The following is a 20,079-nucleotide window of genomic DNA, read 5'->3' as shown; positions in this document are numbered from 1 at the left end:
CGGCCAAAAAGGCCATAGAGGTGGTCGACGACTCTTTTGGCCAGGTGGTCGAAGCGGTCAGAAAGGCTGGTGGCGAAGCGCTGATTTTGGCCGATCACGGCAACGCGGAGAAAATGATGGACTACGAGACCAAAGACCATTTCACCGCCCACACGACCAACCCCGTTCCGCTTATCTATGTGACCGATCGAAAGGTATCTCTTGCTCCGGGCGGCATCCTGGCCGATATTGCCCCAACTGTCTTGGATATTCTGCTCATCCCCAAATCTGCCGAGATGACCGGAGAGAGCCTGATTCGAACGGAATAAAGGCAATCATCCGGACACCCAAGCTTCGATGCGAAGCCAAGCCAAATTGGTTATGTAAATCCGATTAATTTAAATCATCAAAAAAGCTCTTGCACTAATCATGTAACTTTTGTTACAATTTCTCTACCCAGGCGATCCGGACCGGCGCCTTTGTGCCCAAGGACATTCCCACCGTCGATGGTATTCTGGTCAAGACCGACCAACTCATGCCAACCCTCGGCCTGCGTCTCTTTGGCCAGTTTGGCCTGGGCCACGTCGTGGCCGGCGCATTTGCCGCCATGTGGTCGACCATCGGTGGACTTCTCATGGCTTCGGCCGCCTCTTGGGGTCATGATCTCTACAAGCAGTACATAAATCCCAACGCTTCTGAGTTCATAAGGGTATTCGTTGGAAAATCGGCCGTTGTGGTGATGGCCGTCATCTCTCTGGCCATAGGTCTGGGCATCCCGGCTCTTCGCTTGGACAAGGCCTATCCGTCGTTGATAGCCCTCATGGTTACTTGGGCCTTTTCGGTATCGGCCAGCGCTTTCGTTCCCACCCTCATCTTGGGCAGGTGGTGGAGAAAGACCACCTTCAAGGGAGCCGTTGCCGGAATGCTTACCGGTGGTCTTGGTGCCAAGTTCTTCATTGGGATGAACATCTTAAAAGAGAGCAAGATCGTTGTCGCTGAGAGCCTATGGGGCAAGATGGGTGCTCTGACATTCCCGGTCATCTACACAATGCCTTTGGGCTTTGCTGCCATAATCATCTTCTCGATGCTTGATAAGGAAATTCCAAGCAATATCGAGGAGATTTGGGCAAGGGTTCACGGAACCGCTGCCGAAAGGGCGGAAAGGGCCATCGAGGCCAAGTATGAGCACTAATCACCGCACCCTAAAAAAACCTCCCGCGCGTACGCGCGGGAGGTTTTTTTAGGGTGCGGTGATTAGTGCTCATACTTGGCCTCGATGGCCCTTTCCGCCCTTTCGGCAGCGGTTCCGTGAACCCTTGCCCAAATCTCCTCGATATTGCTTGGAATTTCCTTATCAAGCATCGAGAAGATGATTATGGCAGCAAAGCCCAAAGGCATTGTGTAGATGACCGGGAATGTCAGAGCACCCATCTTGCCCCATAGGCTCTCAGCGACAACGATCTTGCTCTCTTTTAAGATGTTCATCCCAATGAAGAACTTGGCACCAAGACCACCGGTAAGCATTCCGGCAACGGCTCCCTTGAAGGTGGTCTTTCTCCACCACCTGCCCAAGATGAGGGTGGGAACGAAAGCGCTGGCCGATACCGAAAAGGCCCAAGTAACCATGAGGGCTATCAACGACGGATAGGCCTTGTCCAAGCGAAGAGCCGGGATGCCCAGACCTATGGCCAGAGAGATGACGGCCATCACCACAACGGCCGATTTTCCAACGAATACCCTTATGAACTCAGAAGCGTTGGGATTTATGTACTGCTTGTAGAGATCATGACCCCAAGAGGCGGCCGAAGCCATGAGAAGTCCACCGATGGTCGACCACATGGCGGCAAATGCGCCGGCCACGACGTGGCCCAGGCCAAACTGGCCAAAGAGACGCAGGCCGAGGGTTGGCATGAGTTGGTCGGTCTTGACCAGAATACCATCGACGGTGGGAATGTCCTTGGGCACAAAGGCGCCGGTCCGGATCGCCTGGGTAGAGAAATTGTAACAAAAGTTACATGATTAGTGCAAGAGCTTTTTTGATGATTTAAATTAATCGGATTTACATAACCAATTTGGCTTGGCTTCGCATCGAAGCTTGGGTGTCCGGATGATTGCCTTTATTCCGTTCGAATCAGGCTCTCTCCGGTCATCTCGGCAGATTTGGGGATGAGCAGAATATCCAAGACAGTTGGGGCAATATCGGCCAGGATGCCGCCCGGAGCAAGAGATACCTTTCGATCGGTCACATAGATAAGCGGAACGGGGTTGGTCGTGTGGGCGGTGAAATGGTCTTTGGTCTCGTAGTCCATCATTTTCTCCGCGTTGCCGTGATCGGCCAAAATCAGCGCTTCGCCACCAGCCTTTCTGACCGCTTCGACCACCTGGCCAAAAGAGTCGTCGACCACCTCTATGGCCTTTTTGGCCGCCTCGAAGACTCCGGTATGGCCGACCATGTCAGGATTGGCGAAATTCAATATGATCACATCATGTTCACCCTTCTCTATCTCGGCTACAGCCGTCTCGGCTACCTCAAGGGCGCTCATTTCAGGCTTTAGATCATAGGTCGCCACCTTAGGCGAAGGGATGAGAATGCGCTCTTCCCCCTCTTTGGGAGCCTCGACCCCGCCGTTGAAGAAGAAGGTAACATGGGCATACTTTTCGGTCTCAGCTATCCTGAGCTGTTTAAGCCCATTTTCGGCCAGAACATCGGCCAAAATATTCTTCGGGATGTGTATGGGAAAGGCAACCGGAAGATAGAATTCGGCGTCATACTGGGTCATGCAGACAAAGTGCGGCTTTGGAGGATATTCTCCCCTTGAAAAACCATCGAAATTAGGATCGGTTATGGCTCTTGTTATCTCCCTTGCTCGGTCGGGGCGAAAATTGAAGAATATGACCGCATCTTGGTCTTTGAGACCGGCGTATTCCTCTGCAACCAGGGTAGGTTTTACAAATTCGTCGCCTATACCCTTCTCATAAGACCTCTCTACAGCCAAAACGGCGCCTGGCGAATGCTCTCCTCTACCGTAAGCGATCGCCTCATAAGCTTGGCTTACTCTCTCCCATCTCTTGTCTCTGTCCATCCCATGGTAGCGGCCCGCGAGGCTCGCTATTTTGCCCACGCCCAAGGAACCCATCTTCTCTTCAAGCTTAGCAACATATTTGACGGCGCTCCTTGGCGGCGTATCTCGTCCATCCAAGAATAGATGGATCAAGACCTTGGGGACGCCTCTCATCTTGGCCAGTTTTAGAAGAGCATAGAGATGATCCTGATGGCTGTGGACCCCGCCATCGGAGAGGAGCCCCATTAAGTGAAGGGTCGAGGAGGCCCTTTTGACCCTATCCATCGCTTCAATGATGGCTTCGTTGTTGAAAAGGGAAGAATCGGAAATGGCCGTGTTTATCCGGCTGAAATCCTGATAAACTATGCGGCCCGCCCCGATGTTGAGGTGACCGACCTCGGAGTTTCCCATCTGTCCTTCTGGTAGACCGACTGACTTACCTGAAGCCCCGATGGTGGTGCTTGGGTATCTCTTAAGCATGAGGTCTATGTTTGGCGTATCGGCCGCCAAGATGGCATTGCCTTCTTTGTCGCCCGACACCCCCCAGCCATCCAAGATTATTATGGCAAGGGGCTTTGGGCGCAGATTACAATCTGTATCGACCAAAGCCGCCTCCTAATCCTCATCGAAGGCGATTATCGAGGTGAAGCTTTCGGCCTTGAGGCTAGCCCCGCCAACCAGGGCGCCGTCGATATTATCTTTGGCCATAAGCTCGGCGATATTCTCCGGTTTCACGCTGCCGCCATAAAGTATCCTGACCGCCTCCGAACTCTCCTTGCCAAAGGCCGCTTCGACCTCGCCCCTTATCATCTTGATCGCAGCCTCAGCCTGATCAGAGGTTGCGGTAAGACCGGTGCCGATCGCCCAGATAGGCTCGTAAGCTATGACCATCATTCCTATTTCATCAGGAGAGATTCCCTCAAGTCCCCTTTTGACCTGCTCCGATATGACCTTATCGGTCAAATTGGCTTTGCGCTGCTCCTCGCTCTCGCCGACGCAAAAAATGGGCAAAATGCCGGCCTTAAGGAGAGCCTTAGCCTTCTTGTTCACTATTTCATCGGTCTCACCAAAGAATTGTCTCCTTTCGGAGTGACCGACTATGCAGTATTTGACGCCCAAATCCTTGAGCATTAAGGGAGAGATCTCGCCGGTAAACGCGCCCTCCTCCTCGAAGTAGGCGTTCTGCGCCCCAAGAGAGATTTTGACAGATGGCGCAGACAAGATGTCGGAGACCGTCTTTAGAGCCGTAAAGGGCGGGCAGATGACTACCTCGGCCTCGCTCAAACCCTTGGTCAACTCAGATATCCTTTTCGCCAGGTGACTGGCTTGGGAGGTATCCTTATACATCTTCCAATTTCCGGCCATCATCGGTCTTCTCATGCAAGGTCTCCTTTGAAATCAAGTTAGTCGATATTTCAAACGCTGAGCAAAGCTTCCAGTCCGGGAAGCGGACTCCCTTCCAGAAGCTTCATCGAAGCTCCGCCTCCGGTCGAGACAAATGAGGCCTTCTCCTCGAGACCGAACTTTCGAAGCGCAGCATCGGAGTCGCCGCCGCCCACTATGGAGGTGGCACCCGAGCCCACCACGGCCGAAGCGACGGCTTTCGTGCCGGCGGAAAAGGCATCTATCTCAAAAACGCCCATCGGACCATTCCAGAATATCGTTTTGGCTTTGGCCAGATAATTACGGTATATTTCAATCGTCTTCGGCCCGATATCCAAACACATCCAACCCTCTGGAATCTCATCTACGCTCACGATGCGACTCTCGATATCGGCTGAGATCTCCTTGGCGATTACGACATCGACTGGGAGAAGGAGCTCAACCCCCTTATCCTCAGCCTTCTTCATCATCGTCAGGCAATGGTCGAGTTCGGAGTCCTGACAGATAGATTCTCCAATTGCCACCCCTTTGGCCTTGAGGAAGGAGAAGCAGATTCCCCCACCAGTCAAGATGGCATCGACTATATCGAGAAACTTGTCGATCACGCCGATTTTGTCAGATACTTTATTGCCTCCCAGCACGGCCATGAAAGGCTTTTCTGGTTTTTCAAGGAGTCTTGAGAGCTCCCTAACCTCCCTCTCCAAAAGAAAACCGGCGTAAGCCGGGAGAAAACTTGTCACGCCAACCGTCGAAGCATGAGAGCGATGAGCGGTTCCAAAGGCGTCATTTACGAAGATGTCGGCCATGCTGGCAAGTTTTCCTGCAAACTCAGGGTCGTTCTCCTTCTCGCCGGGATTGAAGCGGACGTTCTCCAAAAGGAGGATGTCGCCATCCTTCAAAGAGTCGGCCATCGCCTTGACTTCACTGGTTACGGTCTTATCCGCCCTCTTGACTTCTTTGCCCAAGAGCTCGGAGAGCCTTTTGGCTATTGGGTCAAGCCGGACAGCCTCGTCGACCTGTCCTTTGGGACGGCCAAGGTGTGAGACGAGCACCACCTTTGCCCCCTCATCAATTAGATAATTTATGGTAGGGAGAACCGCCCTTATCCTGGTATCATCGCTAACTTTGCGATCCAAGGTTAGTGGCACGTTGAAATCGACTCTGACCAGCGTCCTCTTGCCCTTGAGATCGACATCACGAATCGTCTTCTTGCTAAACATGAAGCATGACCCCCGCGCTCAATTGATTTCCCTATAAAGAGATTGCGATTTAACTGGAGATATAACCGATCAAATCGACGACCCGGCAGGAATAACCGAGCTCATTATCGTACCAGGAGAGAACCTTGACGGTCTTTCCATTGGCCATAGTGGAGAGGCCATCAACTATCGATGAGTAAGAGTTTCCGACGATATCTATCGAAACGATGGGGTCCTCGGTATAGTCGAGTATGCCCTCGAATCTTCCCTCGTCGGCCGCCTCTCTCAGGGCCGCGTTGACCTCTTCGACGGTGACCTCCTTCTCTAACTCGACGACCAGATCGACCAGAGAACCGTCTGGAACCGGCACCCTAATGGCCATGCCGTCCATCTTGCCCTTGAGCTCTGGGATAACCTCGCCGATCGCCTTGGCGGCCCCGGTCGAGGTCGGGATGATTGAGAGAGCAGCGGCTCTGGCCCTGCGAAGATCGGGATGGACCAGATCCAAGATGCTCTGATCGTTGGTATAAGCGTGGACAGTAGTCATAAAGCCCTTGGTGATTCCGAACTTATCGAGCAAGACCTTGGCCACGGGAGCCAAACAGTTGGTGGTGCAAGAGGCGTTGGAGATGATGTGGTGCTTTGCGGGATCGTATTTATCCTCGTTCACTCCGAGGACGATGGTGATGTCGGGATTCTTGGCTGGAGCGCTGATGATAACCTTCTTGGCTCCGGCGCTCAAATGCTTAGAGGCTCCGTCGCGATCGACGAAACGCCCCGTCGATTCGACAACCACCTCGACGCCCAGATCCTTCCAGGGAAGGTTTGCCGGATCCCTCTCAGCCAAGACCTTTATAACCTTATCATCGACTTTTATGGCGCCGTCCATGGCCTCGACTTCGGCATCGAAGATGCCTGATATAGAATCGTACCTCAAGAGATGGGCCAAGGTCTTGGTGTCGGACAAATCGTTTATGGCCATGATCTCAATATCCTCGTCGTAGAAGGCATCCCTAAATACGTTCCTTCCGATCCTGCCAAAACCGTTTATTCCAACTTTGATTGCCATGCTTAACTCCTCCTTAAATCGGTTTTATTTTTTAGTATCTATGCTATATGGCCAGCTTGCTGGCCAGGCTTTTAATCCTTCTGATCCTATGATAGACGGCCGATTTGCTGAGTTTTGGCTCGCAGAGCTCGCCAAGTTCGCTCAAGTTTGCTTCCGGAAACTCCACCCTCTTTGAGGCTATCTGAGCGAGGGCATGGGGTATATTATTCAGCCCCACCTCCTTGTCTATCAATTCTATATCCTTAATCTGTTTGACGGTCGCCCAGGCCGATCTCTTCAGGTTGGCCGTATCGCAATTTACCAGGCGATTGACCGAATTTTTGACATCTTTTACGACCCTAAAATCTTCCAGTTTAAGCAGGGTGTCGTGGGCTCCTACCAGAGCCAGCAGCCTGGATAGGTCCTCGCTCCCCTTAATATATATCATATAATTCTTCCTTCTTGAGCTAAGTTTGGCATTTATCTCAAACCGATTGAAGAGACTCAAAAGATCGTTTGCCAGCTCAAAGTTGTCGGTATTTAGCTCGAAATGGTAACCTTTGGCGGGATCTCCCATCGAGCCGCCGCCCAAAAAGGCCCCTCTCAAATATGAGGCGGCGCAGCAATCCCTCTTCACCAGCCTGCATAGGAAACTCGGCACTATTAACATCTTATCGTCTAAGATACCTATTTCATTTAGGGCCTGGTTCAGCTTGGGTTGATTGGGAGCGTAGATGAGGTAGTCGTGCCCCCGCTTGAAGGAGGATTTTCTGACCGCCACCTCGTGTTCTAAGCCAAAGAGCTCATCTATAAGCTTGACCGTCTTTCTGGCGGTTGCGGCGTCCTGGCAGGCGCTATGGATGGCGAATCTGCCTTGGCCCAGGATGTGAAAGGATCCATCCAATTTTAAGATTGCGGAGAGCTCGGCCTTTTTACAGCAGGCTTTGGGAGAGATTATTCTGGCAAGTTCGTGCTTTATATCCGAAGAAAAAGACATATCGCCCCTGTTTATTCGGTTCTAACTCGAGCAAGACCAATTATAACAAAGATCGCAATAGCTGACAGAGCTTTGCCGGATCGTGATGACAACTTGTCTCGTCATCGGCCAAATCGGCCAGATGAAGCTCTATCCCAAGGCCCGTTATGGCTGGCCTGGAGCCCACCTCGACCGGAATCTGGCCATCGCTCATCATCTTGTCATGACTCAGGTTGACCAGCATGTGATCGAACGGATTTTCGCCTACATGGGCCAAGATGGCTTCTAGATGATCGCTGGCCGTATAGCCCGTCGTCTCGCCCTTTTGGGCGACCATGTTGCAGACGAAGATCTTTTCGCCCCGGCTCTCCTTTATGGCCTCATATATCCCGTCGACCAGAAGGTTGGGGATTATACTGGTATAAAGACTGCCCGGTCCAACTATCACCTGATCGGCTGAGATTATCGCCTCTACCGCTTCCAAGTTGGCAGGCGGCGATTTCGGTTCGAGTTGGACCCAGTCTATGCCGCCCCGCTCAAGTGGTTTGGCTATTTTGGATTGGCCCTCTATCAGGCGACCATTCTTCACCTTGGCGACCAAAACCACATCGGAGTCGGTCGATGGTAAAACCCGGCCCCGGATATTTAAGATGGAGCTGAGCTCCTTTAGGGCCTGGATGAAGTCGCCTCTGATTTCGGTGAGCCCGGCCAGAATCAGATTCCCAAGATTGTGGCCAGCAAGCTCACCCTTTTCGAAACGGTGCTGGAGAATATCGAAGATCAGCTCCTCCTCGGCGGAGAGAGCAACTAAGCAATTTCGTATGTCGCCGGGGGGAAGGATCCCAAGATCCCTTCGTATCCGGCCGGAGCTGCCCCCATCATCTGCCACACTAACAACGGCCGCTATATCCGAGGCGTAGAGTTTTGCGGCCCTTAGGACATTGGGAAGTCCGGTCCCGCCGCCGATGGCCGCGACCGCCCATCCCTTATGATTACCTCTTTGCATCATGCGAAGAGAAGTCCTTTCCAATATCGCGATGCATTAGAGTCGAGTTGAAGCCCCGCTTTTGTAGAAATTTTTTGGTCTCCTCGGCCAGGACTACGGAGCGGTGAGTCCCGCCCGTGCAACCGAGAGCGATGACGAAGTGGGTCTTGCCCTCATCGATATATTTGGGGATCAAGAAGTCCAGAAGGCCCAAAAACTTGTTCAAGAAGACTTTGGTCTCCGGCCTCTTTAAGACGAACTCTCTGACCGGGGCCTCCTCCCCCGTGTGCATCTTTAGATCCTCGATATAATGAGGATTTGGCAAAAATCTTACGTCCATTATTATATCGACGTCGTGCGGGATGCCGTATTTATAGCCGAAGGAGATGACCGTTATAAGGAGGCTCTTATCTGCCTTATCCCCCAGAAATGAGCTCCTGATCTTATCCTTGAGTTCGCCGACCCGCATGCCTGAGGTATCGATAACCATGTCGGCCCGGCCTTTGACATCTTCAAGGATCGACCTCTCCTTCGCGATACCCTCGATGACTTGTCCGCTAACCGATAGGGGATGGCGGCGGCGCGTCTCTTTGAAACGCCTGATGAGTTCGTCGTCAGAGGCTTCGAGAAAGAGGATCTGATAGCTTACGGCCTTATCATCCAGCTCATTTAGAGCCGCAAAGAGATCTTCAAAGAGGCCGCCTAGTCTTACGTCGATGACCAGAGCCACCTTCTTGACCTTGCTTCCGGGCAGACTGAATAGTTCGACCATCTTTAAAATAAGACTGGGAGGCAAATTGTCGATGCAGAAGTAGCCCATATCCTCAAAGCACTTCACGGCCTCAGACTTCCCGGCTCCCGAAAATCCCGTAATTATCGTGAAATCGAGATATTCCATATTATACCTTTTAGTCTCCGCCGCCAGAAGCGATGACGTTTGCCAGGCTTATCAGAAACGAGCCTATTAGAGCCGAGATAAAATTATCGATGGCAAAACCCTGAATGACTCTGGAGACTAAAATTAGCATGAAGGCGTTGATGACGAAGTTGAAGAGACCGAACGTGATGATGGTTACGGGAAAAGCGAAGAAGGCCAAGATGGGCCGGATGACCGCATTGACCACCGCAAGAACCAAGGCGACCAGAAGGGCTAAGAGAAAACCGTCCACCGTCATTCCACCCTCGATTTTGATGCCGGGTAGAAAATAGGAGACTGCGAGTATGGCCAAGGCCACTATTATCAAGCGACTTAAGAATCTCAAGATCGATCATCCTCCTTTTGGTCTTCGAATACGAGCCTACTTAAATTCATTATCCTAGCTTTATGGCCGAACGTCTAGGTGAACGTTCTCGAGTTCTAGGAGCTTCTCTTTAATGCCGGCGGGTCCGCTAAAGCCCCCAAGCCCGCCTCCCGTGGCAACCACCCTGTGACAGGGGATGATCGCCAAAAGCTGGTTTTTGGCAAGAGCATTTCCAACCGCCCTGAATGCTTTGGGCCGGCCAGAGATTCCGGCAAGCTCCTTGTAGGTCATCATCTCTCCGTAAGGTATCTGGCAGGCCGAAAGGAGAACCTCCTCTTCAAATCGGCCAAAACCCTCGAGATCTAAACTTAAATTAAACTCGACCCTTTGGCCCAAGAAATAATCGATGAGATCGGCCCGAAGCACAAGAACCTCGTCGGGTATCCTGCTCGACCGACTCTCTAAGCCCAAAATTTTGTACCCATCGGCCAAGTTGAGAGCGATTTCATCCTCGCTCAAGGTGGGCAAGATGTGGCGCTTTACGTTGACCCCTTTAAAGATTATCGCTCCAAAACCCCACTTGGATTGGTATATAAGCGCCTTGAGCCCGCTCTCATCCATCCAGTTTCACCTTCCTTAAGTGTTCGAAGAGATCTTTAGCAAGTGACCTTGAGAGAACCTTCTCCAGATCGGGGAGCTCTGCCTTTAGAATATTCTCTGGCGTCTTGAAAAAGGAGAGAAGGAGCCTTTTCCTTGCCGGACCAATCTTGGGTAGCTCGTCCAAGGCCGAGGAGAGCATCGAGGCACTCCGCAGGTTAGCTTGATAACTCAAGGCGAAACGGTGGGCTTCGTCCCTTACCCTCATCAGAAGATTCAAAGCCGGATCATCCTTGGCAAGACTGATCGGTCTTGCTGAGCCGCGTCTATATATCTCCTCCTCCCGCTTGGCCAGAGCGATGAGCTCGACACCGGTCATTTCCAGGTCCTTTAGAACCCTGTCGGCCACCGTGAGCTGAGGCAACCCTCCATCTATCAAGACGAGATCGGGCAGCTTGGCAAAGCTGCTGAAGGGATCGGTCTTGGTTTTAGCGTGCCTTTTAAAGCGTCTCCTTAAGACCTCTTCGATCATGGCAACATCGTTCATGCCTCCCTGGTAAGCCATCTTAAACCTTCGGTAATCCTCTTTGAGGGGTAGGCCGTCCTCAAAAACGATCATCGAGGCTACCGAGTCTCTCCCCATCAGGGTCGATATATCATAAGCTTCGATCCTCTGTGGGATCCACTCCAGCTTCAAAAGATCTTTGAGTCCCTCCAAGGGGTTGCTCTCCCCCTCCTCTCTGGCCTTTATGGTCTGAAAGCTCAAAGAGTGAGCGGCGTTTTTTTTGGCCAACTCAACCAGCCTCCTATTCTTGCCCCTCTGAGGTTGGATGATCTGGACCTTCCTCTTTGCCCTCTTCTTTAGCCAGGCCTCTATCAAATCCTTCTCGTCAACCTGACCACCAATGAAGATCTTTCTCGGCAGCGAATCGATCTGACCGTAGAACTGTTTGATGAAAGAGGAGGCGACCTGCTCCTCGTCGATACCTCCCAGATTCAAGACGTGGCTGTCGGAACCGATCAGCTTGCCACCTCTCACGTAAAGGACGGAAGCGACGGCAAGGCGCCTCTCCTTTGCTATGGCTATATAATCGTTATCTTCGCTCTTGGGCGAGATCATCTTCTGCCCCTCAAGGACATGCTCTATCGCCCTTATCTTATCCCTGCACAAGGCCGCCCTCTCGTATTCCTGACGGGCTGCGGCCTCATCCATCTCCTTTTTGAGAGACGAGGCCACCTTGGCGTAGCGCCCCTCCAAAAATGAGACCAATTCCAAGACCAAGAGATCATAACCTTCTTTGGAGATCGCCCCAATGCAGGGTGAAGAGCACATTTTCAAGTAGTGATAGAGACAAGGCGAAGAATCCTTTTTGGCCTTGTTGAACTTGGCCTTGGAACACGTCCTAAGGGGGAATATCTTTCTCAAGACATCCAAGGTCTCCCTCATGGCGTGGGCCTTGGTGAAGGGGCCAAAGTATTTATGGCCCGCCCTTTTTTCCCCTCTTATTACCGTGACTTTGGGGTAATCCTCACTTAAGGATATGGCGATGAAGGGATAGGTCTTGTCGTCTCGCAGACTCACGTTGAACTTGGGTTTGTGCCTCTTTATCAGGTTGGCTTCCAGGATGAGGGCTTCCATTTCACTATCGGTCATGAGAAAGTCAAGCGAGGCTATCTTCGAGACGAGTTTTGCCGTCTTTGCCGATTGACCCGTCGTCTTTTGAAAGTAGGATCTGATTCTTTTCTTTAACGACAGGGCCTTGCCTATATAGATCGGCCTTCCCTTTTCGTCTTTGAATATGTATGCGCCGGGTCCGTCCGGCAGATTTTTTAACTCGTCTTCCAGATTGGTCGGTATAGACATCTTACAAAAATTATATCATAGAGACCAAAATAAACCCCAGTTAAATGGGGTTTATTTTGGTCTCAAATCCATTTTCCAACATTCGCCCCTCGATGCCTTAATCAAGCACCTGGCGGGCACTATTTATCCTTGCGGTTCATGGCGCTCCCACATTCCGGACAATCGCCACCTTCATCCCCCTCGACCTCATGACCTGCGGGACAGGTGTAGATAATCGGCTTTTCGGCCGCCCCATAGGAGAGCTCGGCCTCCTTGCTCACGTATTTGCCGGGATCGGCTTTGAACTCATCCAAGCAGGCCTTGCTGTAAAAATGATAATCTGTCCCCTCGTGCTGATGATGAAGACTCTCCCCCGTCTCAAGATCCATGCCGCAGACGGCGTCCTTCTTGTTCTCTTTGTCTTTCATTATCTCTTCCTCCCATAACAGCCTTCAAAATTTGTATAACCGGTTGATCGGCAGGGTTTTAAAAGGGTAATACCCTTAAATATCAATATAGCCCAAGTTTGGGCGGCCATCAAATATCGCTTTTGTCGCCAAGTTTCTCAGGAAATTCTCAGGAAACTTGGCTATCATTTGCCTAATGACACGATGAAGGAGGTGTGCCCGATGAACGAGGAAGAAAAGAAGACAAGCATCCCCTCAAGCGAGGTGACCGATAATGATGGCAAAAGGGTGAGCGCCATAGTGGTTCCAAAATATCTGGCCGTTTTGAGCGTCATCTTTATGACTACCATGCTACTTTTTGGAGCCGCTCTCGTTTTTGGGGGAGGCATTAGCGGTGGTTTCGAAAGAAGAGCTCTGCCATATTCCGAGCGATTTGAAATGATGGGCAGAAAGAGCTTTAAGGGCAAGCTCGAGCGGGGCTATTACTGCCCCAAATATGACGATAGGCAAAACGTTGCTCCCAATGACGGCGACTTTGTCTGTCCCAACTGCTCTGAACAGGCTGAAATAAAGCCATAAGCTTTCGGTTTCTTTTGAAAAGACCTATAATCTTAAGCGGTCGCCCATTTTTGATATATGGGCGACCGCTTAAAACTTTCGAGGATGAAGGATGAGAGTACTGCTGGTGGAAGATGAAAAGAAGATAGCCACCGCCCTGAAGAAGGGCCTGGAGCAGGAGGCCTTCGCCGTAGATCTCGCCTTTGGCGGCGACGACGGTTTCAGCCTTGCCCTAACCCAGCCATACGATCTCGTCATCTTGGACAGGATGCTCCCCGGCCGCCATGATGGAACAGAAATACTTAAAGAGATGCGACTTAAAGGGATAAATGCGCCGGTCATCTTCCTTACAGCCAAGGATAAGATAGGCGACCGGGTCGAGGGGCTCAATCTGGGAGCAGACGACTACCTGGTCAAACCGTTCGCCTTCGAGGAGCTTTTGGCCAGGATGAGGGCGCTGCTCCGCCGCCCCAAGGAGAACCTGGGCCCAATCCTAAAGTATCAGAACCTCACTTTAGATAGCGGCAACCGGGCGGCCCAAAGGGATGGACGCGAGCTCAACTTGACCGCAACCGAGTTTGCCCTTTTGGAATACATGATGAGAAACTCAGAGAAAGTACTGAGCAAAGACGAGATAATCTCACGCGTCTGGGATTACGACGCCGATATCCTCTGGAACACCGTCGAAGTCTACATCGGTTATCTCAGAAAGAAGGTTGACCGCCCTTTCAGCGGCCCACCCCTCATCCATACTAAGCGGGGCTTCGGTTATTACTTGGGGGTAAAGAGAGATGTTTAAACGGGCCGTAATAAAGCAGACCGCAATATATTTGCTGATAGTGATGGGAATAAGTCTCTTCTTCAGCCTCAGCATCTACCGCATATCTTCTAGCGTGCTCGTAAGAAACTTTCGCTGCCAGGCCGCCGTGGTCGAAGGACTTGAGGGCGGGGTCATGGGTCATCATAGAATGATCTCGATGATGGAGGATAACGTGGCCGAGACAAGGATGAGGCTCATCATCAGCCTCCTCTATGCAAATCTATTCATCCTCTTCTCTGCGGGCATCGGCAGTTATTATTTGGCCCTCTCCACCCTGAGGCCAATCGAGGAGGCCCACGAAGCTCAGATTCGCTTCTCGGCCGACGCCTCTCACGAACTCCGTTCACCGCTGGCCGCAATGAAGACCGAGATCGAGGTGGCTTTAAGGGATCCCGCCTTCGGAGGTGAAGAGGCTCGAGCCTTATTGCAGAGCAATCTTGAGGAGATAGACAAGTTGACCGAACTATCCGAGGGCCTTTTGAAACTGGCCGAAGCTCCTTTTAGGGGAATGGACAAGGAGAACCTCATCTTGAGCGACCTTACCAGAGAAGCTCTAGAATATTTGAAAATATCTGCCAAGAACAAGGGGATCAGGGTCGATTCAAAGATCGACGACTCTCTTATCGTGCGCGGCAACCGAGCGAGTTTGATCGAACTTATGATCATAGTCCTAGATAACGCCATCAAATATAGCGGCGGCAGAAAGACCGTCCACATCAAGGCAGAAAAGGATGGTCCAAGGGTCAAGATAACCATAAGAGACGAGGGCATAGGCATGAGCGAGGAGGCGGCTTTGAGGATATTCGATCGCTTCTATCGAACCGACCCGTCCAGATCCAAGGACGGGGTCCATGGCTACGGCCTTGGGCTCTCGATTGCAAAAAAGATAGTCGATATACACCAGGGAAAGATATCGGTCAAGAGCGCCCCGTCGAAAGGTTCCACCTTCACCATCGAGCTCCCCTCTTAATTCTACAAGAGACGCAGTCTAAAAACTCAATATGTACAACTTTCCCAGCATAAAGAGGAGACCCACGACTATCAGGATGAGACCGCTCACCACTCTGACCTGTCTCATCAAGCCCTTGTATTTGGCAAAGAGCCGCAAGAAACCGTTTATCGCATAGGCCGATGCAATGAGGGGCATACCAAGACCCAAGGAATAGATGAAGAGGAGGACCGAGCCCAAGAGGACCGACTTGGTCGAGCCGGCCAAAATCAGCACCGATGAGAGGATCGGACCGATGCAGGGGGTCCAGCCTACAGCAAAGATAATCCCCATGACGACGGGAGCAAATATCCCGCCAAGTTTGGGAATGAGGGGTCTTTTCTCGCTCTCTAAGAATGATATCTTCAAGACGCCGATCATGTTTAGGCCGAAGATGATGAGGACGACTCCTCCAAAGATCATTATCTCTCGCCTTGCGGTCGCTATGAGTCCGCCAATCAGGCTGGCGGTCGCTCCCAGAAGCGTAAAGACGATCGAAAAACCGAGAACGAAGAGGATGGTTCTGCTCTGGATGAAGAGGCGGCTCTCCCTCTCCTCCTTAAGTTCTTCAAAGGAGATGCCGGAGATAAACGAAATATATCCGGGTATCAGCGGAAGGAAGCAAGGAGACAGGAAGGTTGCTATGCCGGCCAGAAAGACTGATATGAACGATACTCTCACTCTATGCGCCTCCTTATGCTACCCTATGATAATAGACCGCTTTTAAGAGATTGAAAATAGGCTGAAACAGACCAAGCAGCGCGATCAACCATTTTTGCAAGGAGGGTTTAGGGTGGACAAGGAGCTTGTTAGAATGGCTGAGGAGATAAGAGCAAATTTCGATGCCAAAGAAGAGGCCAGGGAGAAGGCACTGGCCTCATCCCGTTCGGCTATAAAGAGCGCGACGGGGGCGGTCAGGGCCATCCATAAGCGCGAGTACAAAATGGCGGAAGAGTTGCTGGCTGAAGCCAGAAGGAATCTCGACCAGAGCAAGCAGCGCCTCGCCTCATACCCAGACATCTATCATGCCGGTTTTATCCACGACTCCTCCAAAGAATATGCCGAAGCGGCCATAACCGAATCTTTAATACTAGGCAAACCCTTCCCGTCGCCTTCCGATTTGAATGTGGAGTATGCCGCCTATCTGTCTGGCATGGGTGAGGCCATCGGCGAGCTTCGCAGAAACGCCCTGGACTCTCTGGGGGCCGATGAGACGGCCCGGGCTGAAGAACTCTTAAATATGATGGACGACCTATACTATTTCTTGGCCTCCTTCACATACCCTGACGCCATCTCCCCCGGCCTTAGGCGCATCGTCGATGTGGCAAGATCGATAATGGAAAAGACCAGAGGCGATATCGTGACAGCGCTGGGCCAGAGGCGACTTAGGGATGCCATCGGTGACACCAAGAAAGAATAGAATAAATAGATTCTATAGCATCATCAGCCGGCCGATCAGCCAGAAAGCGACGAGGCCGAGTGATAAGGATATGGCAAATGACTTCGTCTTGAATGAAAGGAAGGCAAATAGGGCCGTAAGAAGATGATTTAGCTCCTTGATGCAGAGGACAAGGAGGGCTACGAACATGGCGGTCAGGGCGAAGCTTGCAAGATCGATATCGACCACAATCCAACCGCCGGCTAGTGCCCCGGCCACGTTGCCCGATATCCAGAAGAAGTGGGAGATGACGTTGAGAAGAAGGGCGTTTTCATAACCCCAGCCTCCCCTCTCAAACCGGTTATGATTGACCGCGAAGGTCTCGTCGGTAACCCCGTGCGAGAATAGAATGACCTCGGATATGTCCAAATCATTTAGATAGTCGGCCAGAGCCGAACTCATCAGAATGTGGCGCAAGTTTATGATACCGGTCGCAAGTATGATCGAGAATGGAGGCACCTTTGCCCCGATGAGAGAGATGGCTATGAACTGGGCGCCTCCGGCGAAGACTATGAGCGACATTGCGCCCATGGCAAGCGGGCTTATGCCAACTTTCTGGCCAAGCATACCGCAGGCCAGGCCGAGCGGGATGTAACCGAGGCCGATGGGCAGGGCCGCTTTGAAGGATTCTAAAAACCGGTAAGTCTTCCTGTTCTCCATATCCAAATGTTTCTCCCGTCTAGGTTGAAAACTCTATGCGGCCCCGCTCTAGAGTAACTGCTTTAAGAATCTTCCTGTATAAGAGGCCTTGTTCTTCACAACCTCTTCGGGGGTTCCGGTCGCTATCACGTAGCCGCCCTCCTCGCCGCCTTCCGGTCCGAGGTCGATCAGGTGATCGGCCGTCTTGATGACGTCGAGTTGATGCTCTATGACCAGAACTGAATTTCCTTCATCGACCAGACGGGTCAGTATTGTGAGCAGCTTCTCGATGTCGGCAAGATGGAGACCTGTCGTCGGCTCATCCAATATATAGAGGGTCTTTCCGGTCGCCCGCTTGGAGAGCTCGGCCGAGAGCTTTATCCTCTGAGCTTCGCCACCCGAAAGGGTTATGGCCGACTGGCCGAGTTTTATGTAGCCCAAACCGACATCGAAGAGAGTCTGAAGGCGCCTTTGAATCTTGGGAATATTTTCGAAGAAGGTGAGGGCCTCCTCGACCGACATCTCCAAGACATCGGCGATATTCTTGCCCTTAAAATGGACTTGAAGAGTCTCTCGATTGTAACGCTTGCCCTTACAGACCTCACAAGGGATATAGACGTCGGGAAGGAAGTGCATCTCCACCTTGATCGTCCCGTCGCCCCGGCAGGCTTCGCAACGACCGCCGGTCACATTGAAACTGAAGCGCCCCTGTTTGTAGCCTCGGAGTTTGGCCTCTTTGGTCTGGGAGAACAAAAACCTTATCTCATCGAAAACTTTAGTGTAGGTGGCCGGGTTGGAGCGGGGCGTCCGGCCGATTGGAGATTGGTCGATGTTTACCACCTTGTCAATCAGTTCTAAGCCGTCTATCCCGTCGTGGGCGCCGACCCTCTCCCTTGAATTGTAGAAATGGGCCCTAAGTCCGCTATGGAGCACGTCGGAAATCAGGGTGCTTTTGCCGGAACCGGAGACCCCGGTCACGCAGACGAAGAGACCGAGCGGTATCGCAACATCGATCCCCTTGAGGTTATGTTCTTTGGCGCCTCTGATTGTAAGCGTTCGGTCCGGCTCAACCCTCCTTCTCTCTTTGGGGACCTCTATCTTAAGCTCACCGCTCAAGAACTTGGCCGTTAGCGAATCCTTGGATTTCATCACCTGCTCTAAGGGGCCGGCGGCCACGACGCGCCCACCGTGGGCGCCGGCCCCAGGTCCGATGTCGATGATGAAGTCGGCCGCCCTTATTGTATCCTCATCGTGCTCGATGACGATGACGGTGTTCCCAAGTTCTTTTAGGTTCTTGAGCGTCTCGATCAGCTTGACGTTATCTCGTTGGTGGAGACCGATGCTCGGCTCATCCAAGATATATAAGACCCCGACTAAACCCGAGCCGATCTGGGTGGCCAGTCTTATCCTCTGGGCCTCGCCGCCGGCCAAAGTCGCGGCCGGACGGTCGATGGTGATATAGCCGAGTCCCACATCGACCAGAAATTTGAGCCGAGCCTCGATCTCCTTTATCAGACCGGCTCCAATCGCCTTTTCGCGCTCGCCGATCTTTGTGCAAGCCCAAAAGACCAGGGCATCTTTGGCCGATTTTTTGGTGAACTCATATATGTTTACCCCGCCGAAGGTTACCGCCAAACTTTCGGGCTTAAGGCGGGCTCCGCCGCAAGATACGCAAGGCATCTCCCTCATGTATTGCTCGATTTTTTCGCGCGAGTAGTCGGAGTCTGATTCCTTGTAGCGCCTCTCAAGATTACTTATGACCCCTTCGAAGGCCGAGCGATAGACCCTCTTTTGGCCCCTCTGATTGCGGTAGGTTATCTCGACCCTCTCTCCTTCACTGCCGAAGAAGAGTATCCCTTTCTCGTGCTCGGAAAGTCTTAAAAAGGGTTTGTCCATATCTATATCAAACCTTTCGGCAACCGAGCGGATCATGGAGGGATAGAAGTTCATCTTGCCATTGTAGAAAGGGGCGATCGCCCCCTCGTTTAGACTCAAGGAGGGATCGGGAACGACGAGACTTGGGTCGACCACCTTGGTCGAACCGAGCCCGGTGCAGACCTTGCAGGCTCCATAGGGACTGTTAAATGAGAACATCCTGGGCGAGAGCTCGTCGAAACTTATCTCACACTTCAAGCAGGCAAACTTCTGGCTATAGGTCGTCTCGTCGCCGTCTTCTTTGAGGATGGTTACGAGTCCATCTGAAAGTTCGAGGGCCGTCTCGATGGAATCGGCAAGCCTTCTCTCTATCCCCTCCTTCATCACCAGACGATCGACCACCACCTCTATGCTATGACCTACGTATTTATCCAGTCTGATCTCACTTGCAAGCTCAAGGACCTCACCATCCACCCTGACCCTGGAGAAGCCCCGCCCCCGAAGATCCTCGAATATCTTGCCATGCTCGCCCTTTTTGCCTCGAATCACCGGGGCGAGTAGAAAGAATTTTGCGCCGGCCTCAAGTCTCAATATCTGCTCGATTATCTGCTCAGGACTCTGACGGGAGATGGGCGCTCCGCAGATGTGACAGCTCGGCAGACCGATCCTCGCATAGAGAACCCTCAAGTAATCGTAGATTTCGGTTATGGTTCCCACGGTGGAGCGGGGATTTCTGCTCGTCGATTTCTGATCGATGGCGACGGCCGGAGATAGGCCTTCGATGTGGTCGAGGTCAGGCTTCTGCATCTGGCCGAGAAACTGGCGAGCGTAAGCAGAAAGGGATTCGACATAACGCCGCTGCCCCTCGGCATAGATGGTATCCATGGCGAGCGAAGACTTGCCCGAGCCCGAAAGGCCGGTTATAACGATCAATCTATCCCTTGGTATATCAAGATTTATACTCTTTAGGTTATGCTCTCTAGCTCCCCTAATAATTATCTTTTCCAGCAAACTTAGATCATCCTTTCAGATAAGATTATA

General features: G+C 52.0%; 21 protein-coding genes. 6 read left to right on the top strand and 15 right to left on the bottom strand.

What is annotated here, in order from left to right:
- Both QMD53_04260 and QMD53_04255 read left to right on the top strand, forming a co-directional pair.
- Positions 1–308, top strand: a 308-nt coding sequence (locus QMD53_04260) for a 2,3-bisphosphoglycerate-independent phosphoglycerate mutase (protein MDI6799871.1), incomplete at its 5' end; no start/stop codon positions are given.
- A gap of 152 nt (positions 309–460) precedes the next feature.
- Positions 461–1,171: a hypothetical protein gene (locus QMD53_04255; protein MDI6799870.1), complete on the top strand. Its 711-nt coding sequence runs from the start codon at positions 461–463 to the stop codon at positions 1,169–1,171.
- Between the two features lie 62 nt (positions 1,172–1,233).
- Here QMD53_04255 and QMD53_04250 read toward each other — a convergent pair whose 3' ends face one another.
- From QMD53_04250 to QMD53_04195, 12 genes are all read right to left on the bottom strand, one after another.
- Complete coding sequence (locus QMD53_04250; protein MDI6799869.1) at positions 1,234–1,944, bottom strand: hypothetical protein; 711 nt, start codon at positions 1,942–1,944, stop codon at positions 1,234–1,236.
- Positions 1,945–2,096: 152 nt separating this feature from the next.
- Positions 2,097–3,626: a 2,3-bisphosphoglycerate-independent phosphoglycerate mutase gene (gene gpmI, locus QMD53_04245; protein MDI6799868.1), complete on the bottom strand. Its 1,530-nt coding sequence runs from the start codon at positions 3,624–3,626 to the stop codon at positions 2,097–2,099.
- A 30-nt stretch (positions 3,627–3,656) separates the two neighbouring features.
- Entirely contained in the window at positions 3,657–4,421 is a 765-nt protein-coding gene (tpiA, locus tag QMD53_04240; GenBank protein MDI6799867.1) for a triose-phosphate isomerase, read from the bottom strand.
- 35 nt (positions 4,422–4,456) lie between these two features.
- Positions 4,457–5,644, bottom strand: coding sequence for a phosphoglycerate kinase (locus QMD53_04235; GenBank protein ID MDI6799866.1), 1,188 nt, complete (start codon positions 5,642–5,644; stop codon positions 4,457–4,459).
- 49 nt (positions 5,645–5,693) lie between these two features.
- Entirely contained in the window at positions 5,694–6,692 is a 999-nt protein-coding gene (gap, locus tag QMD53_04230) for a type I glyceraldehyde-3-phosphate dehydrogenase (GenBank protein ID MDI6799865.1), read from the bottom strand.
- Positions 6,693–6,735: 43 nt separating this feature from the next.
- Positions 6,736–7,668 (bottom strand): DNA-binding protein WhiA, encoded by a 933-nt coding sequence (gene whiA, locus QMD53_04225; protein ID MDI6799864.1) that lies wholly within the window; start codon positions 7,666–7,668, stop codon positions 6,736–6,738.
- 40 nt (positions 7,669–7,708) lie between these two features.
- Positions 7,709–8,653, bottom strand: a complete 945-nt coding sequence (locus tag QMD53_04220) for a YvcK family protein (GenBank protein ID MDI6799863.1) — start codon at positions 8,651–8,653, stop codon at positions 7,709–7,711.
- Positions 8,640–9,530: an RNase adapter RapZ gene (rapZ, locus tag QMD53_04215; protein ID MDI6799862.1), complete on the bottom strand. Its 891-nt coding sequence runs from the start codon at positions 9,528–9,530 to the stop codon at positions 8,640–8,642. The genes QMD53_04220 and rapZ overlap by 14 nt, the downstream gene beginning before the upstream one ends.
- Before the next feature lie 10 nt (positions 9,531–9,540).
- Positions 9,541–9,894: a phage holin family protein gene (locus QMD53_04210; protein MDI6799861.1), complete on the bottom strand. Its 354-nt coding sequence runs from the start codon at positions 9,892–9,894 to the stop codon at positions 9,541–9,543.
- Between the two features lie 60 nt (positions 9,895–9,954).
- Positions 9,955–10,494: a methylated-DNA--[protein]-cysteine S-methyltransferase gene (locus tag QMD53_04205; protein ID MDI6799860.1), complete on the bottom strand. Its 540-nt coding sequence runs from the start codon at positions 10,492–10,494 to the stop codon at positions 9,955–9,957.
- On the bottom strand, positions 10,487–12,334 hold the full coding sequence (gene uvrC / locus QMD53_04200) for an excinuclease ABC subunit UvrC (protein MDI6799859.1): 1,848 nt from the start codon (positions 12,332–12,334) through the stop codon (positions 10,487–10,489). Before uvrC ends, QMD53_04205 begins: the two co-directional genes overlap by 8 nt.
- 119 nt (positions 12,335–12,453) lie before the next feature.
- Entirely contained in the window at positions 12,454–12,741 is a 288-nt protein-coding gene (locus QMD53_04195) for a YHS domain-containing protein (protein MDI6799858.1), read from the bottom strand.
- A gap of 201 nt (positions 12,742–12,942) precedes the next feature.
- Here QMD53_04195 and QMD53_04190 point away from each other — a divergent pair, with 201 nt between their 5' ends.
- The 3 genes from QMD53_04190 (at position 12,943) to QMD53_04180 (ending at position 15,068) form a co-directional block, all read left to right on the top strand.
- Complete coding sequence (locus QMD53_04190; GenBank protein MDI6799857.1) at positions 12,943–13,299, top strand: hypothetical protein; 357 nt, start codon at positions 12,943–12,945, stop codon at positions 13,297–13,299.
- 91 nt (positions 13,300–13,390) lie between these two features.
- Positions 13,391–14,077, top strand: coding sequence for a response regulator transcription factor (locus QMD53_04185; GenBank protein MDI6799856.1), 687 nt, complete (start codon positions 13,391–13,393; stop codon positions 14,075–14,077).
- On the top strand, positions 14,070–15,068 hold the full coding sequence (locus QMD53_04180) for a HAMP domain-containing sensor histidine kinase (protein MDI6799855.1): 999 nt from the start codon (positions 14,070–14,072) through the stop codon (positions 15,066–15,068). The genes QMD53_04185 and QMD53_04180 overlap by 8 nt, the downstream gene beginning before the upstream one ends.
- 18 nt (positions 15,069–15,086) lie before the next feature.
- Here the strand turns inward: QMD53_04180 and QMD53_04175 are convergent, their stop codons facing one another.
- Positions 15,087–15,767 carry a cytochrome c biogenesis protein CcdA gene (locus QMD53_04175; GenBank protein MDI6799854.1) on the bottom strand — a complete coding sequence of 227 codons (681 nt, stop codon included), beginning with the start codon at positions 15,765–15,767 and terminating at the stop codon, positions 15,087–15,089.
- 112 nt (positions 15,768–15,879) lie between these two features.
- Here QMD53_04175 and QMD53_04170 point away from each other — a divergent pair, with 112 nt between their 5' ends.
- On the top strand, positions 15,880–16,506 hold the full coding sequence (locus tag QMD53_04170; protein MDI6799853.1) for a haloacid dehalogenase: 627 nt from the start codon (positions 15,880–15,882) through the stop codon (positions 16,504–16,506).
- 12 nt (positions 16,507–16,518) lie between these two features.
- Here the strand turns inward: QMD53_04170 and QMD53_04165 are convergent, their stop codons facing one another.
- Positions 16,519–17,184 carry an AzlC family ABC transporter permease gene (locus QMD53_04165; protein MDI6799852.1) on the bottom strand — a complete coding sequence of 222 codons (666 nt, stop codon included), beginning with the start codon at positions 17,182–17,184 and terminating at the stop codon, positions 16,519–16,521.
- A gap of 48 nt (positions 17,185–17,232) precedes the next feature.
- On the bottom strand, positions 17,233–20,046 hold the full coding sequence (gene uvrA, locus QMD53_04160; GenBank protein MDI6799851.1) for an excinuclease ABC subunit UvrA: 2,814 nt from the start codon (positions 20,044–20,046) through the stop codon (positions 17,233–17,235).
- Between the last annotated feature and the right edge of the window lie 33 nt (positions 20,047–20,079).

It is taken from the genome of Actinomycetota bacterium (assembly GCA_030017835.1).
GTDB lineage: Bacteria > Actinomycetota > Aquicultoria > UBA3085 > Oleimmundimicrobiaceae > Yes70-04.
This window is presented reverse-complemented; position numbering and strand designations above follow the sequence as displayed.

What these genes read in the sequence shown, in the direction of transcription:
- tpiA (MDI6799867.1), bottom strand. Translation starts at nt 4,421, where the DNA reads ATGAGAAGACCGATGATGGCCGGAAATTGGAAGATGTATAAGGATACC.
- QMD53_04235 (MDI6799866.1), bottom strand. Translation starts at nt 5,644, where the DNA reads ATGTTTAGCAAGAAGACGATTCGTGATGTCGATCTCAAGGGCAAGAGG.
- gap (MDI6799865.1), bottom strand. Translation starts at nt 6,692, where the DNA reads ATGGCAATCAAAGTTGGAATAAACGGTTTTGGCAGGATCGGAAGGAAC.
- whiA (MDI6799864.1), bottom strand. Translation starts at nt 7,668, where the DNA reads ATGTCTTTTTCTTCGGATATAAAGCACGAACTTGCCAGAATAATCTCT.
- QMD53_04220 (MDI6799863.1), bottom strand. Translation starts at nt 8,653, where the DNA reads ATGCAAAGAGGTAATCATAAGGGATGGGCGGTCGCGGCCATCGGCGGC.
- rapZ (MDI6799862.1), bottom strand. Translation starts at nt 9,530, where the DNA reads ATGGAATATCTCGATTTCACGATAATTACGGGATTTTCGGGAGCCGGG.
- QMD53_04205 (MDI6799860.1), bottom strand. Translation starts at nt 10,494, where the DNA reads ATGGATGAGAGCGGGCTCAAGGCGCTTATATACCAATCCAAGTGGGGT.
- uvrC (MDI6799859.1), bottom strand. Translation starts at nt 12,334, where the DNA reads ATGTCTATACCGACCAATCTGGAAGACGAGTTAAAAAATCTGCCGGAC.
- QMD53_04195 (MDI6799858.1), bottom strand. Translation starts at nt 12,741, where the DNA reads ATGAAAGACAAAGAGAACAAGAAGGACGCCGTCTGCGGCATGGATCTT.
- QMD53_04190 (MDI6799857.1), top strand. Translation starts at nt 12,943, where the DNA reads ATGAACGAGGAAGAAAAGAAGACAAGCATCCCCTCAAGCGAGGTGACC.
- QMD53_04185 (MDI6799856.1), top strand. Translation starts at nt 13,391, where the DNA reads ATGAGAGTACTGCTGGTGGAAGATGAAAAGAAGATAGCCACCGCCCTG.
- QMD53_04180 (MDI6799855.1), top strand. Translation starts at nt 14,070, where the DNA reads ATGTTTAAACGGGCCGTAATAAAGCAGACCGCAATATATTTGCTGATA.
- QMD53_04165 (MDI6799852.1), bottom strand. Translation starts at nt 17,184, where the DNA reads ATGGAGAACAGGAAGACTTACCGGTTTTTAGAATCCTTCAAAGCGGCC.